At 67.0% G+C, this 16,006-nt stretch carries 13 protein-coding genes; 9 read left to right on the forward strand and 4 right to left on the reverse strand.

Features of this window, described 5'->3' with window-relative positions:
- Window positions 1–860 (forward strand): carbohydrate ABC transporter permease (locus HTS88_RS14960; protein WP_217432634.1); only part of this gene is annotated, 860 nt, incomplete at its 5' end.
- A 38-nt stretch (window positions 861–898) separates the two neighbouring features.
- The gene (locus HTS88_RS14965) at window positions 899–1,987 is read left to right on the forward strand and encodes a LacI family DNA-binding transcriptional regulator (RefSeq protein WP_174179689.1); all 1,089 of its coding nucleotides are present in this window, start codon (window positions 899–901) and stop codon (window positions 1,985–1,987) included.
- Between the two features lie 7 nt (window positions 1,988–1,994).
- On the opposite strand, the gene HTS88_RS14970 is transcribed toward HTS88_RS14965, so the two are convergent.
- Window positions 1,995–3,209: an MFS transporter gene (locus HTS88_RS14970; protein ID WP_246256354.1), complete on the reverse strand. Its 1,215-nt coding sequence runs from the start codon at window positions 3,207–3,209 to the stop codon at window positions 1,995–1,997.
- A gap of 100 nt (window positions 3,210–3,309) precedes the next feature.
- Window positions 3,310–3,981, reverse strand: coding sequence for a GntR family transcriptional regulator (locus HTS88_RS14975; protein WP_174179691.1), 672 nt, complete (start codon window positions 3,979–3,981; stop codon window positions 3,310–3,312).
- 156 nt (window positions 3,982–4,137) lie between these two features.
- On the opposite strand from HTS88_RS14975, the gene glyA reads away from it, so the two are divergent.
- From glyA to purU, 7 genes are read left to right on the forward strand one after another with little or no spacing between them, the layout of a single operon-like run.
- Window positions 4,138–5,478, forward strand: coding sequence for a serine hydroxymethyltransferase (gene glyA, locus HTS88_RS14980; RefSeq protein WP_285835568.1), 1,341 nt, complete (start codon window positions 4,138–4,140; stop codon window positions 5,476–5,478).
- On the forward strand, window positions 5,475–6,695 hold the full coding sequence (locus HTS88_RS14985; protein ID WP_104185774.1) for a sarcosine oxidase subunit beta family protein: 1,221 nt from the start codon (window positions 5,475–5,477) through the stop codon (window positions 6,693–6,695). Before glyA ends, HTS88_RS14985 begins: the two co-directional genes overlap by 4 nt.
- A 37-nt stretch (window positions 6,696–6,732) precedes the next feature.
- Window positions 6,733–7,158, forward strand: a complete 426-nt coding sequence (locus HTS88_RS14990) for a sarcosine oxidase subunit delta (RefSeq protein WP_174179693.1) — start codon at window positions 6,733–6,735, stop codon at window positions 7,156–7,158.
- Window positions 7,155–10,100 (forward strand): sarcosine oxidase subunit alpha family protein, encoded by a 2,946-nt coding sequence (locus HTS88_RS14995; RefSeq protein ID WP_174179695.1) that lies wholly within the window; start codon window positions 7,155–7,157, stop codon window positions 10,098–10,100. Before HTS88_RS14990 ends, HTS88_RS14995 begins: the two co-directional genes overlap by 4 nt.
- On the forward strand, window positions 10,093–10,731 hold the full coding sequence (locus HTS88_RS15000; protein WP_174179697.1) for a sarcosine oxidase subunit gamma: 639 nt from the start codon (window positions 10,093–10,095) through the stop codon (window positions 10,729–10,731). The genes HTS88_RS14995 and HTS88_RS15000 overlap by 8 nt, the downstream gene beginning before the upstream one ends.
- Window positions 10,732–12,105, forward strand: coding sequence for an L-serine ammonia-lyase (locus tag HTS88_RS15005; protein WP_174179699.1), 1,374 nt, complete (start codon window positions 10,732–10,734; stop codon window positions 12,103–12,105).
- Window positions 12,106–12,108: 3 nt separating this feature from the next.
- Window positions 12,109–13,005 carry a formyltetrahydrofolate deformylase gene (purU, locus tag HTS88_RS15010; RefSeq protein ID WP_174179701.1) on the forward strand — a complete coding sequence of 299 codons (897 nt, stop codon included), beginning with the start codon at window positions 12,109–12,111 and terminating at the stop codon, window positions 13,003–13,005.
- A gap of 214 nt (window positions 13,006–13,219) precedes the next feature.
- On the opposite strand, the gene HTS88_RS15015 is transcribed toward purU, so the two are convergent.
- Together HTS88_RS15015 and HTS88_RS15020 are read right to left on the reverse strand one after the other, a co-directional pair.
- Window positions 13,220–14,179, reverse strand: coding sequence for a DUF559 domain-containing protein (locus HTS88_RS15015; protein WP_174179703.1), 960 nt, complete (start codon window positions 14,177–14,179; stop codon window positions 13,220–13,222).
- Window positions 14,180–14,365: 186 nt separating this feature from the next.
- Window positions 14,366–15,916, reverse strand: a complete 1,551-nt coding sequence (locus HTS88_RS15020; RefSeq protein ID WP_174179705.1) for a helix-turn-helix domain-containing protein — start codon at window positions 15,914–15,916, stop codon at window positions 14,366–14,368.
- Window positions 15,917–16,006 lie beyond the last annotated feature (90 nt).

Here is a 16,006-nt window from a genome sequence, read left to right on the forward strand (position 1 = left end):
AGGGAGCTGGGCAGGGCAAACGGATCACCGGTGGCGAAGTCCTGTTCCGGACGCTGTCCCGCGTGCTGATCATGCTCATCGTGATCGTGCAGGTGTACCCACTGGCGTGGCTGTTCCTGACCAGCCTCCGCACGGAACAGGACTTCGCCACCGGTGATCCGTTTGCCCTGCCCAGCTCCCTGACATGGGAGAACTATGCCAGGGCGTTCGAAACCGGCGACCTGGGGCGGAACATCCTGAACAGCTTCATCGTCACCATGGGGGCGAACATCCTGATTGTCCTGCTGGGCATGATGGCCGCCTACGCCATCCAGGTCCTGGGGTTCCGGCTCAGCAAGCTGGTCCGCGGCCTGTTCCTGATCGGCATCATCGTCCCGGTGCAGATAGCCCTGGTCCCGTTGTTCATCGACTATTCGGCGGTGAACCTGCTGGACACCTACCTCTCGATGATCATCCCGCTGGCCGGGTTCTCGCTTCCCATGGCCATCTACCTCTTCTGCTCGTTCTACGAGTACATCCCCAAGGAAACCTACGAGGCAGCATCCCTGGACGGCGCCGGCCCCTACCGGATCTTCGGGCTGATCACCATGCCGCTGTCCCTGAACACCGTGGTGACCGTGGTCCTGGTGAACAGCATCTTCATCTGGAACGACTTCATCTTCGCCAACACCTTCGTCCTGTCCGAGGACCTGAAGACCATTCCGCTGGGCCTGCAGAACTACATCGGCGCCATGGGCAAGGTGGACTGGACGGCAACGTTTGCCGCTGTATGCGTGACCATCACCCCCCTGCTGCTGGTGTTCCTGGTGCTCAACAAGGCCATGATCCAGGGACTTGAAAGCGGGGCGACGAAGGGATGACGGCAACGGCGGATGGATATACTCCTCAAGGAGGGCAGATGAGTTCAATGGAGAATGGTGCGGAGGTGCCGGCACCTGCCGCCCGGGCGCCGAAAACCCCGGAGCGCGCGCACCCCGTCACCCTCCGCGACGTCGCAGAAGCGGCCGGCGTTTCCACAGCCACGGTGTCCCTGGTGGTGAACAAGAAAAAGGCCGCCCGGATCGCCGAGGAAACCCGCCGGCGGGTGCAGGACGCCATCCGAACCCTGGGCTACCGGCCCAACGCGATGGCAAAGACCCTGGTCAGCGGCACGTCCCGGTTCATCGGGCTGGTGGCGGACGGCGTTGCCACCACGCCCTTCGCCGGCCAGATCATCCACGGAGCCCAGGACGAGGCGTGGAAGCACGGGTACGCCCTCCTCATCGCCAACACCGAGGGCAACGGAGAGCTCGAGCAGGACGCCATCCAGATGATGCTCGAATACAAGGTCCGCGGCATCCTCTACTCCACGTGGTTCCACCGCCAGACGGACATTCCGGCGCCGCTGCGGGAGGCCGGCTTCGTCCTGGTCAACTGCTTCTCCAACGAGCCGGGCACCCGGGCCGTGGTACCCGACGAGGTGCAGGGCGGCCGCTCTGCCACGGAAATCCTGCTGGGGCACGGGCACCGGAAGATTGCCTTCATCAATGCCACCATTCCGGCGCCGGCCAAGGACGGGCGGCTCCAGGGGTACCGGGAAGCACTGGAAAAGGCAGGTGTTCCGTTCGACCCCGAACTGGTGCTGGAAGCCTACCCGGACCAGGAAGGCGGCTACGGCGCCACGTCCGATCTCCTTACCCGCGGCGTGAGCGCGGTGTTCTGCTACAACGACCGGATGGCCATGGGCCTCTACGACGGCCTGCGCGAGCACGGCCTGTCCATCCCCGACGACATGGCCGTGGTGGGGTTCGACAACCAGGAAGTCATTGCCGCCCACCTGCGGCCGCCGCTTTCCACCGTGTCGCTCCCCCACTACGAACTGGGCGCTGCCGGTGTGAGGATGCTCCTCGGGCTGGATGGGGCGCCCGGAACCGCAACGGACGGGGTGGCCCGCATCAACTGCCCCGCCGTGGAACGGACGTCCGTCCGGGCGCAGGCGCACGCCTGACGGGGGCCTACGCCGCAGGGCTGATGACCCGGTTCCGCCCGGCGAGCATACCCATCACGGCGAGGACGGCCATGATGCCCGCGGTGACCAGGAGGGGAAGGGTCCAATCTCCGCTCAGATCGCGCAGCCCGCCGAACATCGCCGGACCCACAGCAGCCATGCCGTAGCCGACGGACTGCGCCATGCCGGACAATGATGCCGCCTGCGGGTAGTTGACGGTCCGGAGGCTGAACAGAGACAGGGCAATGACGATCAGGCTCCCGCACCCGGTTGCCCCCAGGAGGACCCACAACAGGATGAGGTCCGGCGCAAGCGCCAGGCCCAGGAACGTCACAACCATGACCGCTCCGCTGGCGGCGCTAACGATCCGCTGGTCCGAGCCCCGGTGAAGGATGCCCCCTGCGGCAAGGCTGGCGAAGACGCTGACGAGCAGGAAAACGGACAGGTGGATGCCGGCGGTAGTGGCCGGCACCCCGCGGCTTTGTTCGATGGTGGGCAGCCATGCCATCAGGACGTAAAAGGCGATTGACTGCAGCCCCATGAAGATCGTCACCTGCCAGCCCAAGGCTGAAGTCCACGGCGACCGGTAGGACACGTCCGGCCTGGCGGCGCTCACGATGCCGGAGCCGTGCCGGCGCAGCCACGGCAGGAGCACCGCCATGGCAATGAGGGCAAGTCCCACCCAGATGCCGAGGGCAAGGCGCCATCCCGCGGGGGACGTTTGCGCCACGGGCACGACGACGGCGGCCCCCATGGCGGCAAAGGCGGCCTGGGTGGCGGTGTAGCTTCCGGTGAGCTGGCTGACCCTCGTGGGAAAGTCCCGCTTCACCAGCGAAGGGACCAGGACATTGAGGAACGCGATCGCGAGGCCTATGAGTGCTGTTCCCACCCAAATGACGCCGGACACAGGCAGGGAGCGGAGCGCAATGCCCGAGGCCAGGATCAGCAGGGACATCCACAGCGCACGGTCGAGGCCCAGGCGCGAAGCGAGGCCGGGCGCCACGGGCGAGAAGATGGCAAAGGCAATGAGCGGAAGACCCGTCAGGAAACCTGCCGCGGCGCTGGACAGGCCAAGGTCGGAGCTGATGTTGGCCAGGACCGGCCCCACGCTGACAAAGGACACCCGAAGGTTGACTGCGATGAGCAGGACGCCGATGAAGGCGAACCCGAACCTGGCAGTGCGGTCCTGTGCGTTCCGGGCGGCAGCGGGCATGGAGCGCATTCCATCCTTTCAGGAGTGAGAGAGCGTCCCGGTTTATACGGCGTTAAGTGAGAGAGCGACCCGGATTGTTGGGCGTTAAGTGAGAGAGCGTCCCGGGGGGCTACAGCACCTTGCGGATGGTTTCCTCGAAGCTCGTGACATGGTGCAGGGCCAGCTCGGCAGCCTTGTCAGCGTCGCCGGCGGCCACCGCCTTGAGCAGGTCCACGTGCTCGGTGATGTGGCCGCTCACTGACGGCACCTTGTCCAGCACCACGCACCAGATGCGGGTGGCCAGGTTGTCGTAGCGGATCAGGGTGCTTTCCAGGTGCGGGTTCGCGGCCGCCTTGTAGATCAGCCGGTGCACCATCAGGTCGTAGCGCATCAGGTCGCGCGACTCCCCCTGGCCGGGCCCCAGCTCCGCGATGGCATCGGCCACCTGCAGCAGTTCGCGGCGCATGCTTTCACTGGCCCTTTTCGCCGCCCGGCGCGCGGCCAGCGGCTCCAGGAGTTCCCGGATTTCCGAGACGTCCGCCAGCTCCGTGAAGTCCACATTCGTGGCGAAGGTGCCGCGGCGGGGATAGGAAATGACCAGGTGGTCAACCTCCAACCGCTTGATGGCCTCCCGCACGGGGGTGCGCCCAAGCCCGAGTTCAGCCGCCACCTGGCCCTCGTTGATCGGCTCGCCGGGGCGGATTTCCAGCATGATCAGTTTGTCCCGCAGCTGCCGGTAGGCGGCCTCAGCCTGGGACGGTGCCTCGTCCTCCGCCTGAGGCAGGGCTAGAAGTGCATTCAACGCGCCGCTCCGTTCTCCGCTGACGTGACGGGGCTGCCCGTGCCGGGCTTCACGTCACTTTCGTCCAGCTATTGACTCTGCTGTGATGCCGATCATACCATTGAGCTCACACTGATATATCAGTTAGTAAGCAAGTGGTATTTCAAAGGAGCATCCGTGGTTGAGCAGTTGAACGAGCGACTTTCGGTCGTTGATCCCGAGGTCCAGCAGGCCATTGCCAGTGAGCTGGGCCGCCAGCAGTCGACGCTGGAAATGATCGCCTCCGAGAACTTTGCCCCGTCCGCGGTCATGGAGGCCCAGGGCTCGGTACTGACCAACAAGTACGCCGAGGGCTACCCGGGCAAGCGCTACTACGGCGGCTGCGAGCACGTGGATGTTGTGGAGCAGCTCGCCATCGACCGGGTCAAGGCCCTGTTCGGCGCAGAATTCGCCAACGTCCAGCCGCACTCCGGCGCGCAGGCCAATGCCGCCGCCATGTTCGCCCTGCTGAACCCGGGCGACACCATCATGGGACTGAGCCTGGCCCACGGCGGCCACCTTACCCACGGCATGAAGATCAACTTCTCCGGCAAGCTCTACAACGTGGTCCCGTACCACGTAAGCGAATCGGACCTTCGCATCGATATGGCCGAGGTTGAGGCGCTGGCCCTGGAACACCGGCCCAAGCTGATCGTGGCCGGCTGGTCCGCCTACTCCCGCCAGCTGGACTTCGCCGAGTTCCGCCGCATCGCCGACCTGGTGGACGCGTACCTCATGGTGGACATGGCCCACTTCGCAGGCCTGGTGGCCGCCGGCCTGCACCCGAACCCGGTGCCCTACGCCGACGTCGTCACCACCACCACCCATAAGACCCTCGGCGGCCCGCGCGGCGGCGTCATCCTTGCCAAGGAGCAGTACGGCAAGAAGATCAACAGCGCCGTGTTCCCCGGCCAGCAGGGCGGCCCGCTGGAGCACGTGATCGCCGCCAAGGCCGTGGCCTTCAAGCTCGCCGCCTCCCCCGAGTTCAAGGAACGCCAGCAGCGTGTCCTTGAGGGATCCAAGCTTCTCGCCGAACGGCTCCTCCGCGACGACGTTGCCGCGGCCGGAATCTCCGTGGTCAACGGCGGCACCGACGTGCACCTGGTCCTCGTGGACCTCCGCAATTCCGAGCTGGACGGACAGCAGGCCGAAGACGCCCTGCACCGCATCGGCATCACCGTCAACCGCAATGCCGTCCCCTTCGATCCCCGCCCGCCGATGGTCTCCTCGGGGCTGCGCATCGGCACCCCGGCCCTCGCCACCCGCGGCTTCGGCGCCAAGGAATTCGAGGAAGTCGCAGACATTATTGCGACGGCGCTGATCGCCGCTGCGGGCAGCGGCACCCTGGGCGACAGCACCGCCGTCGAACTCCGCGCCCGTGTCACCGCGCTGGCCGAGCAGTTTCCCCTCTACCCACACCTCAGCAACGGCACTGAAGTTGCCGCCCTTGAAGCAGACCTGATTGGAGCAGCCCAGTGAGTGCAGACCTCCTCCCCGAGCACCCCGACTTCCTCTGGCGCAACCCGGAGCCCAAGTCCTCCTACGACGCCGTGATCGTGGGCGGCGGCGGGCACGGCCTGGCTACCGCCTACTTCCTGGCCAAGAACCACGGCATGACCAACATCGCCGTCCTGGAAAAGGGCTGGCTGGCCGGCGGCAACATGGCCCGGAACACCACCATCATCCGTTCCAACTACCTCTGGGACGAGAGCGCGGCCATCTACGAGCACGCCCTCAAGCTCTGGGAGATCCTGCCGGAGGAGCTCGAGTACGACTTCCTCTTCAGCCAGCGCGGCGTGATGAACCTCGCCCACACCCTGGGCGACGTCCGTGAAAGCATGCGGCGCGTGGGAGCGAACAAGCTCAACGGCGTGGACGCCGAGTGGCTGGACCCGAAGCAGGTCAAGGAACTTTGCCCCATCCTGAACATCAGCGACAACATCCGCTACCCCGTCATGGGCGCCACGTACCAGCCCCGGGCCGGCATCGCCAAGCACGACCACGTTGCCTGGGCCTTCGCCCGCAAGTGCGATGAGATGGGCGTGGACATCATCCAGAACTGCGAAGTCACCGGCTTCGTCAAGGACGGCAACCGCGTGGTGGGCGTCAAGACCAACCGCGGCACCATCAACACCGAAAAGGTGGGCCTCGCCGCCGCCGGGCACAGCTCGGTCCTGGCCGAGATGGCCGGCTTCCGGCTCCCCATCCAGTCCCACCCGCTCCAGGCCCTGGTCTCCGAGCTGCACGAGCCCGTCCACCCCACGGTGGTCATGTCCAACCACGTGCACGTCTACGTTTCCCAGGCCCACAAGGGCGAACTGGTGATGGGCGCCGGCGTCGATTCCTACAACGGCTACGGCCAGCGCGGCTCGTTCCACGTGATCGAGCACCAGATGGCCGCCGCCGTTGAGCTCTTTCCCATCTTTGCCCGGGCCCACGTGCTCCGGACCTGGGGCGGCATTGTGGACACCACGCTGGACGCCTCCCCGATCGTGGGCAACACCCCGGTGGAGAACATGTTCGTGAACTGCGGCTGGGGCACCGGCGGATTCAAGGCCACCCCCGCGGCCGGGCTCACCTTCGCGCACAACATCGCCACGGGCTCCCCGCACAAGCTGAACAAGCCGTTTGCGCTGGAACGCTTCGAAACCGGCGCGCTGATCGACGAACACGGCGCCGCCGCCGTGGCCCACTAGCCGCCAGCGAACACTGCACTTTAGAAAGAAGACGCACATGCTGCTCATCTCCTGCCCCAACTGCGGCTCCCGCGACGAGACCGAATTCCACTACGGCGGCCAGGCCCACGTGCCCTACCCCGAAAACCCGAACGAGCTGACCGACCGCCAATGGGCCGAGTACCTGTTCTACCGGGACAACACCAAGGGCGCCTTCGCCGAGCGCTGGCTGCACAGCACCGGCTGCCGCCAGTGGTTCAACATGCTCCGCGACACCGTCACCTATGACATCCAGGCCATCTACCCGATGGGCACGCCCCGGCCTGACGCTGCCGGTCAGCTGACCGTCGAAACGGGCACCGCCAGCCTCGCCCCGGACAGCACCACCACCGGGACCGCGGCCCCCAGCACGTCCGGGACAAGCATTTCCGGCACCAGCACCACACCCGCCAGCACCACTGCCCCGGAAGGAGCAACCAAGTGACTTCCCAGAACGCCCGCCTCGCTTCCGGCGGCCGCATCGACCGCACCATCTCCTGGCGTTTCACCGTGGACGGCGAGGAATTCACGGGGCATCCCGGCGACACCCTCGCCTCGGCCCTGATCGCCAACGGCCGCATCAACGCCGGCAACTCGCTCTACGAGGACCGCCCCCGCGGCATCATGTCCGCCGGTGTGGAGGAATCCAATGCGATGGTGAAGATCGCTGCGCGCTTCCCGGGCGACGTCGCCGAATCCATGCTCCCCGCCACCACGGTCACCCTGGTGGACGGCCTGAAGGCGGAACTGCTCAGCGGCCTGGGGAAGCTGGATCCCGAGGAGGACCGCGCCGAGTACGACAAGAAGTACGTCCACACCGACGTCCTGGTGGTCGGCGGCGGCCCCGCCGGCCTGGCCGCAGCCCGCGAAGCCGTCCGCACCGGCGCACGCGTGATGCTGCTGGACGACCAGCCCGAGCTGGGCGGGTCCCTCCTGTCCGGGTCAACGGCACCGGAACTCGCTGAGACCATCGAAGGCAAGCCGGCCCTGGAATGGGTGGCGGACGTCGAAGCCGAGCTCGTTTCAGGCGCCGAATCCACCGTCCTGAACCGCACCACGGCCTTCGGCGCCTACGACGCCAACTATGTAATTGCCGTCCAAAACCGCACGGACCACCTGTCCTCCCCTGCCGCGTCCGGAGTGTCCCGGCAGCGGATTTGGCACATCCGTGCCAACCAGGTGGTCCTGGCACCGGGCGCCCACGAGCGTCCCCTGGTGTTCGAGAACAACGACCGCCCGGGCATCATCCTCGCCTCGGCCGTCCGCACCTACCTGAACCGCTACGGGGTGGCCGCCGGCCGCCGCGTGGTCATCAGCACCACCAACGACAGCGCCTACGCCGTTGCCGCTGACCTGCGCGCCGCCGGCGTCAAGGTTGCCGCCGTCGTGGACGCCCGTCCGCAGCTCACCGCAGCGGCCGCTGCCGCCGTCGAGTCCGGCACCCGCGTGCTGATCGGCAGCGCCGTGGCCAACACGTCCTCCCAGTCAGCAGACGGCAGGGTGGACGGCGTCACCGTCCGCAGCATTAGCGACGACGGCGAGCTCACCTCGGGCGTGGAACAGATCGCCTGCGACCTGCTGGCTGTGTCCGGCGGCTGGAGCCCGCTGGTGCACCTGCACTCCCAGCGGCAGGGCAAGCTGCGCTGGGACGACGAGCTGGCCGCCTTCGTGCCGAACACCGTGGTCCCCAACCAGCAGACCATCGGCTCGGGCCGCGGCAGCTTCGACCTGGCCGACTGCCTGGCCGAGGGCATCTCCGCCGGTGCAGCCGCAGCCATCGCTGCCGGGTTCGCGTCCGCCGTCGCTCCTCTCGTCCTGGCGGAGCCGAAGGCTTCAGCCCCCACCCGCCAGCTGTGGCTGGTCCCCGGCGAGACGGGAACCCCGGACGACTGGCACCAGCACTACGTGGACTTCCAGCGCGACCAGTCCGTGGCTGACGTGCTGCGGTCCACGGGGGCCGGCATGCGCTCGGTGGAGCACATCAAGCGCTACACCTCCATCAGCACCGCCAACGACCAGGGCAAGACCTCCGGCGTCAACGCGATCGGCGTCATCGCCGCCGCGCTGCGCACCGCAGGAGAAGCCTCCCGCGGCATCGGCGACATCGGCACCACCACGTACCGCGCACCGTTCACGCCCGTGGCCTTCGCGGCACTGGCCGGACGCCAGCGCGGCGAGCTGTTCGACCCCGCCCGCAAGACCTCCATCCACCCGTGGCACGTCGCCAAGGGCGCCCTGTTCGAGGACGTCGGACAGTGGAAGCGGCCCTGGTACTACCCGCAGGGCAGCGAGGACATGGACACGGCCGTGCTGCGCGAATGCGCCGCCGTCCGCGAATCCGTGGGCTTCATGGACGCCACCACCCTGGGCAAGATCGAAATCCGGGGCAAGGACGCCGGCGAGTTCCTCAACCGGATCTACACCAACGCGTTCAAGAAGCTCGCCCCGGGTTCCGCCCGCTATGGCGTGATGTGCATGGCTGACGGCATGATCTTCGACGACGGCGTGACCCTGCGCCTGGACGACGACACCTACTTCATGACCACCACCACCGGCGGCGCCGCGAAGGTGCTGGACTGGCTGGAGGAATGGCTGCAGACCGAATGGCCGGACCTGGACGTCCACTGCACCTCGGTGACCGAACAGTGGTCCACCATTGCCGTCGTCGGGCCCAAGTCCCGCGCAGTCCTTGCCAAGGTGGCCCCGGAACTGGCGGCCAACGGCGGGCTGGAAGCCGAGGCCTTCCCGTTCATGACGTTCCGCGAAACCACCCTGGCCTCCGGCGTCCGCGCCCGGGTCTGCCGGATCTCCTTCTCCGGTGAACTGGCCTACGAGATCAACGTTCCGTCCTGGTACGGGCTGAACACCTGGGAGGCCGTGGCGGCTGCCGGCGCCGAATTCAACATCACCCCGTACGGCACCGAAACCATGCACGTGCTCCGCGCCGAGAAGGGCTACCCGATCGTCGGCCAGGACACGGACGGCACGGTCACCCCGCAGGACGCCGGCATGGAATGGATCGTCTCCAAGGCCAAGGACTTCATCGGCAAGCGCTCCTACTCCCGGGCCGACGGCCAGCGCGAGGACCGCAAGCACCTGGTGAGCGTGCTGCCGGTGGACGGGACGCTGCGGCTGCCGGAAGGCACCCAGCTCGTGGAGAAGGGCCGTTCCACCAACCCTGCCTACGGGCCGGTCCCGATGGAAGGCTTCGTCACCTCCAGCTACCACAGCGCGGCGCTCGGCAGGTCCTTTGGCCTGGCCCTGATCAAGAACGGCCGCAACCGCATCGGCGAAACCCTGACTGCCGCCGCCGGCGACCAGCTGGTGGACGTCGTCGTCGCCGAAACCGTACTTTTTGACCCCGAAGGGACCCGCAAAGATGGCTGAAACAGCAGCACCCGCAACCTCCTACGAGAAGAACCTCTCACTCCGGGTCAGCCCCGCCGCCCAGCTCCGCGCAGACTTTGAAACCGGCTCCGTCCGGGGCGTGGTGGAGATCAGCGAAGTGGCTTTCCTGACCATGGTGGGCCTCCGGGTCAACCGGGACAGCGACGCCGGACAGCGCGTCGCCGCTGTCACCGGCGGCCTGCCCGCCACGTGCGGCAGCGTCACCGGAACCGGGGACTCCTCCGTGCTGTGGCTTGGCCCGGAAGAGTTCCTGGTGGTGGCACCACGGGAAGCCCACGAATCCCTGGGCGGCGGCCTGATCCAGGCGCTCCGCGAAGCCCTGGGGGACGGCGCCGGCCAGGTGGTGGACCTCTCCGCGAACCGCACCACGTTCGAGCTCACCGGGCCGCGGGCCCGGGCCGTCCTGGAGAAGGGCTGCTCGCTGGACCTGCACCCGCGCGTGCTGAAAGCCGGCACGGCGCTTTCCACGGAGGTGGGCAACATCCCCGTGGTGCTGTGGAAGACCGGTGAGGAGACGTTCCGGCTCTTCCCCCGCGCGTCGTTCGCTGATTTCCTGGGCCGCTGGCTGCTCGACGCAATGCGCGAGTATGCCTCGCCTGAGGTCCCCTAAATGGCCCTCAGCGTCCTGGACCTGTTCTCCGTTGGCATCGGGCCGTCGTCGTCACACACGGTCGGCCCGATGCGGGCAGCAAAGCTGTTCGCCGACGGACTCAAGGGTGACGGACACCTGAGCTCCACCCGGCGCGTACAGGCTGAACTGTTCGGCTCGCTGGGCGCCACCGGGCGGGGCCACGGCTCGGACAAGGCCGTGGTCCTGGGCCTCAAGGGCCTGGACCCCGAAACCGTGGACACTTTCACGGCCGACGACCAGGTGGCCGCAGCCGCGCTGGACGCCGAACTGTGGATCGGCGGGGACCACCGGGTGGACTTCAACTGGGACGAGGACGTAGTGCTGCACCGGCGCAAGTCCCTCCCGGCCCACCCCAACGGCATGACCTTCCGCGCCCTGGACCATGCCGGGTCAGTCCTCAGCGAACGGAGCTTCTATTCGATTGGGGGCGGCTTTGTTGTTGACGGGGACGCCGACGCCGGAGACAGGGTGGTGGCGGACTCCACCGTCCTGCCTTACCCGTTCACCACGGCGGACGAGCTCCTGGAGATCTGCCAACGCGAGGGGATGTCCATCTCGGACGTCATGCTCGCCAATGAACTGACCTGGCGGCCCGAAGCGGAGCTCCGGGAGAAGCTGCTGGGGCTGTGGGCGGTCATGCGCGAATGCGTGGACAACGGCTGCGCCGCGGAAGGCATCCTTCCGGGCGGGCTCAACGTCCGCCGCCGCGCGCCGTCGTTGTTCCAGACCCTGACGGCGGACACCGGCGTGACCGATCCGCTCCGGGCCATGGAATGGGTGAACCTGTTCGCGCTGGCCGTGAACGAGGAAAACGCCGCCGGCGGGCGCATCGTCACGGCGCCCACCAACGGCGCGGCGGGCATCGTCCCGGCGGTGCTGCACTACTACGTGAAGTTTGTCCCCGGCGCCAACGACGACGGCGTGGTCCGCTTCCTGCTGGCGGCGGCCGCCGTCGGAATCCTGTTCAAGATCAACGCCTCCATCTCGGGTGCCGAGGTGGGCTGCCAGGGCGAGGTGGGCTCCGCCTGCTCCATGGCCGCCGCCGGGCTCTGCGAGGTCCTCGGCGGCACGCCCGCCCAGGTGGAGAACGCCGCCGAGGTGGGCATTGAACACAACCTTGGGCTGACGTGCGACCCCGTGGGCGGGCTGGTGCAGATCCCCTGCATCGAACGCAACGCGATCGCCAGCGTCAAGGCCATCAACGCCGCCCGCCTTGCCCTGCACGGCGACGGCAGCCACAAGGTGTCCCTGGACAAAGCCATCAAGACGATGCGCGAAACCGGAGCCGACATGAAAACCAAGTACAAGGAAACCTCCCGAGGAGGACTCGCCGTGAATGTGATCGAGTGCTGAACCATGACCGCCATTGAGACTGAAACTTCCCTGTCCGCGCCGGTGACCACCGTGGAGCATGTCCTCACGCTGGACTGCAGCGAGTCGCCGGGCATCGTCCACGCCGTGTCCGGCTTCCTGCTGGAGCACGGCTGCGACATCATCGACAACCAGCAGTTCGGCGAACGCAGCGAAGGGCACTTCTTCATGCGGGTGCATTTCGCGTCCGACGGCGATGCCTCCACCGCGGACACGCTGCGGGCCGCGTTTGGGCCGGTTGCGGAGCGTTTCGGGATGCGCTGGCGCCTGGAACCGCACGGCTCCAAGCGGCGGGTGCTGATCATGGTGTCCAAGTTCGGGCACTGCCTTAACGACCTCCTGTTCCGGGCACGCATCGGCGAACTGCCCGTGGACGTGGTGGCCGTGGTGTCCAACCACACCGACCACCAGGCCCTGGTGGAATGGCACGGGATCCCGTTCTTCCATGTGCCGGTCACGGCTGATACCAAGCCTGAGGCAGAGGCGCGGCTGCTGGAGCTGGTGGACGAGTTCGATGTGGAGCTTGTGGTGCTGGCCCGGTACATGCAGGTGCTCAGCGACAACCTGACCCGGAAGCTGGACGGCAAGGCGATCAACATCCACCACTCGTTCCTGCCCAGTTTCAAGGGCGCCAAGCCGTACCACCAGGCGTACGCACGCGGCGTCAAGACCGTGGGCGCCACCGCGCACTACGTCAACAGCGAGCTGGACGAGGGACCCATCATCTCCCAGCAGACCGTGGAGGTGGACCACACCTACGGGCCCGAGGACCTGGTGGCCGCCGGCCGTGACACCGAGTGCAAGGCCCTGTCCAACGCGGTCCGCTGGCACTGCGAGGGCCGGGTCATCCTGCAGGGCAACCGCACGGTGGTCCTCCGGTAGCCCCCTGCGACGCTCTCTCACTTAACGCCGGCTTTTGCGTGACGCTCTCTCACCTGATGCTGGTTTTTACGTGGCGCTCTCTCACCTGATGCGGGTTCTTACGTGACGCTCTCCCACTTGATGTGGGTTTTACGTGGCGCTCTCTCACCCCAAGGTGAGGGGGCGCCACGGCCTTAAGCACCGCCGTCGTCATTGCCCAGAAGTCCCTTGATGCTCAGGCCCCGCCGGCAAACCCCGACGCCTGGGGGTGGTCAAGCCAACCGTTCCGGAGTGCCCGTTTGATCCCCTGCACTGCGCGCTGAAACTCGTCAGCAAGATCGTCCCTATCAAAGATGAGAACCGTCCAGCCGGCTGATTCGAAGGCCTTGTCCCGTCTCCTGTCGCTCAGGATCTGTGCGTCACCGAGGTGATGGTCGCCGTCGTACTGGATCGCAACGCGGCGATGACGGTAGCCGAGATCGGCCGACGGCGACCGCGCGTCTCCGGTGCGCAACGGCACCTGGAGTTCGGGCTCCGGGAGCCCGGCGTCGGCGATTGCCAAGCGAAGGAGCGATTCGGGCGCGGAGTCAGCCCCCACCCGCATCAGATCCAGCGCTTCACGGGCGCGGACGATGCCCTGGAGATTCGGGTGGCGGGCTACAAGCGCGCGAAGGCCCGCTATGGTGTCGTAGGGCTGTGCCCTTCCCTCGAAATCCATCCGTGGCATGCGGATGAGTTGGTCCCCCATGCTCACCAGGTCGTGGAGCGGCAGGATGCGGGCCACATCAAGCCACGTGCGGGACCGGGTGCTCAGGCGGATGCCGTCGACAAGTTCAGTCTCATCCTCACGTGCCAGCACGGTATGGCCGATCACGCCCTTCCGGCGGACCGATGGCAGCGACCTCGGCTTGCTCAGATGCAGCTCTGACGAATCCGCCAGCCATGGCGGCAGCAGTTGGCATCGAAGCCGTGCCGCGGTCACATGCGAGATCCAGGCTCCCGGCGACGCCGCGGACAACGCCCTGCCCGCGCCTTCCAGGTCAAAATCCCAGCCCGCCGGACGGTAGAGGCCGCGGCCCACATTGATCACATCCTTGCGGCGGAGCCTGCTTAACGGGACGCCGGAAGACATGGCTGAGCTGAAGGTGAAGGGAGCCGCTGCCAACGGCAGGGGCAGGGAATCCTGCTTTTGCATGCTGGCATTCTGCCCCGATCCGGCTCAAGGCTGCAGAAGTTATCCACAGGCCCGCGGTTAGGTTTCCGAGGGGTGAGAGAGCGTCCGCCCAAAACGCGCATTAACTGCGAGATGGTTTCCCGGAACCCGACGTTAGGTGAGAGAGGATCGCCGGGGAAGGGGCATTAAGGAAGAGAGGGTTGGGGCCTAGTCGGAGTGCAGGGCGGCGAGGCGGCTGGCCAGGTGGAGGGCGGCAAGGCGGCCGGTGCTGCGGGGGTCGCCGCCGCACAGGGAGAAGATCCGTTGCAGCCGCTGGTGCATGGACTGCCGCTCCAGGTGCAGCTCCCGCGCAGCCTGGGCGGTGTTGCAGCCGGAGTCCAGCCATACCCGCAGCGTCTCGGCCAGCTGCGAGCGGCGCTGCGCATCGTAGTCAAGGACGGACCCCAACTGCTGGCGGACAAAGTCCTCGCGCCTGGCCGCATCCAGGGCATGGAAGGCCATCCGTTCCACCGCAAACGCCTCCGCGTCGAGCGCCCCACCGGCCAGCCGCGCCCCGGACGGGCGCAGCTCATCACGGGCTCCAATATCCAGCGTCAGCCGCGCCTCTGCCAGCGACCAGGGCGCTGCCGATATCCCGGCGGCCACCGGGCCTACAGCGCTGATGCTGCCCTCGGGCAGCTCGAGCGTGCGGAGCCCGGCAAGGATCTCGCTCCGGTCCTCCTGCCCCTTACCGGTCCGCAACGCCGCAAGCGCCAGCAGCTCCTCGTTATCCGCATAGCTCGCACTGTGCCGGCCCACCCGGTCCAGCAGCTGTTCCACGGTGGTTCGGAGCTGCCGGGAGCCGGGGGAACGGACCACAACCGCCACCAGCTGCGCGGCCGGGGGGATCCCCGCAGCCGGTGCGAGCTGCTGGAGCCGCCAGTTCTGCGTACCGGAATCAACGGCGCGGATCAGCGCGGCACCCGCCATCTCCTTCAGGCCGGGCGGCATGCGCTGCAGCAGGGCCAGCGCCAGAATGTCCACTGAGCGGTTCCCGGCAATCCTTGCCAGGTTCACATCGCCTCCCTCCAGTGTGTGAAGGCTTAGTCGCGCCGACGGTATGCCCCGCACGGACACATCAATATGGGTAGTGCGTGCCCGGTCCTGGTCGGCGTCCCCCGCCGGAGCAGGCCCGGCATCCGCGGCATGGCCGGCAGGCAGTGCGCTTGCCAGCGGAGCACCCGCGTTGGATGTCAGGACAACTTCCGCGCCGGTGGCGTCGGCGAGGACGGCCAGGATCCGGTCGAGGCTGCCGCCGTGGGCCAGCTCCACCGCCATGGCATGGCTTGCCCGGTCAGCCTGCTGCAGGTGCGCGGCAGATTCGCTCACCAGCAACGAGTTGATGGCCTCCATTACGCCTACGAAGGGCACCACCTTGCGCAGCTCGATCAGGGGAAGCCCTGCGGCTTCGGCTGCTCCCACCATGGAGGACGGAATGGACGGCAGGGCCACGCCCGTCTCGATGGCCAATGCAGCTACTCCACGCTCCGCCAGCTCCCAGATGTAGCCGATGCGCCGCTTGTCCGTTGCCGCGGCCAGGGCCTGGCCGCCGGTGAGCAGCAGTTCTCCGCCGCCAAGTAACGGTGCGATGTCCAAAACTTCACTGGAGTGGATCCAGCGCAGCTGCGTTTGGGCCGCAATCGCCGCCGCCGCGCGTATTACGGGGTCCGCCGGGGTGAGGGTGGAATGTTTCAAAACATCCTGCAGCCGTATGGGCATGACACTCCGTCAAGTAGAAGGTGAATCTTCACGACACATTGTATGTGGTGGTTGTGGCATGAGCCACATAATCTGGATCTATCCCTTTCA

The organism is Pseudarthrobacter oxydans (assembly GCF_013314975.1).
GTDB lineage: Bacteria > Actinomycetota > Actinomycetes > Actinomycetales > Micrococcaceae > Arthrobacter > Arthrobacter oxydans.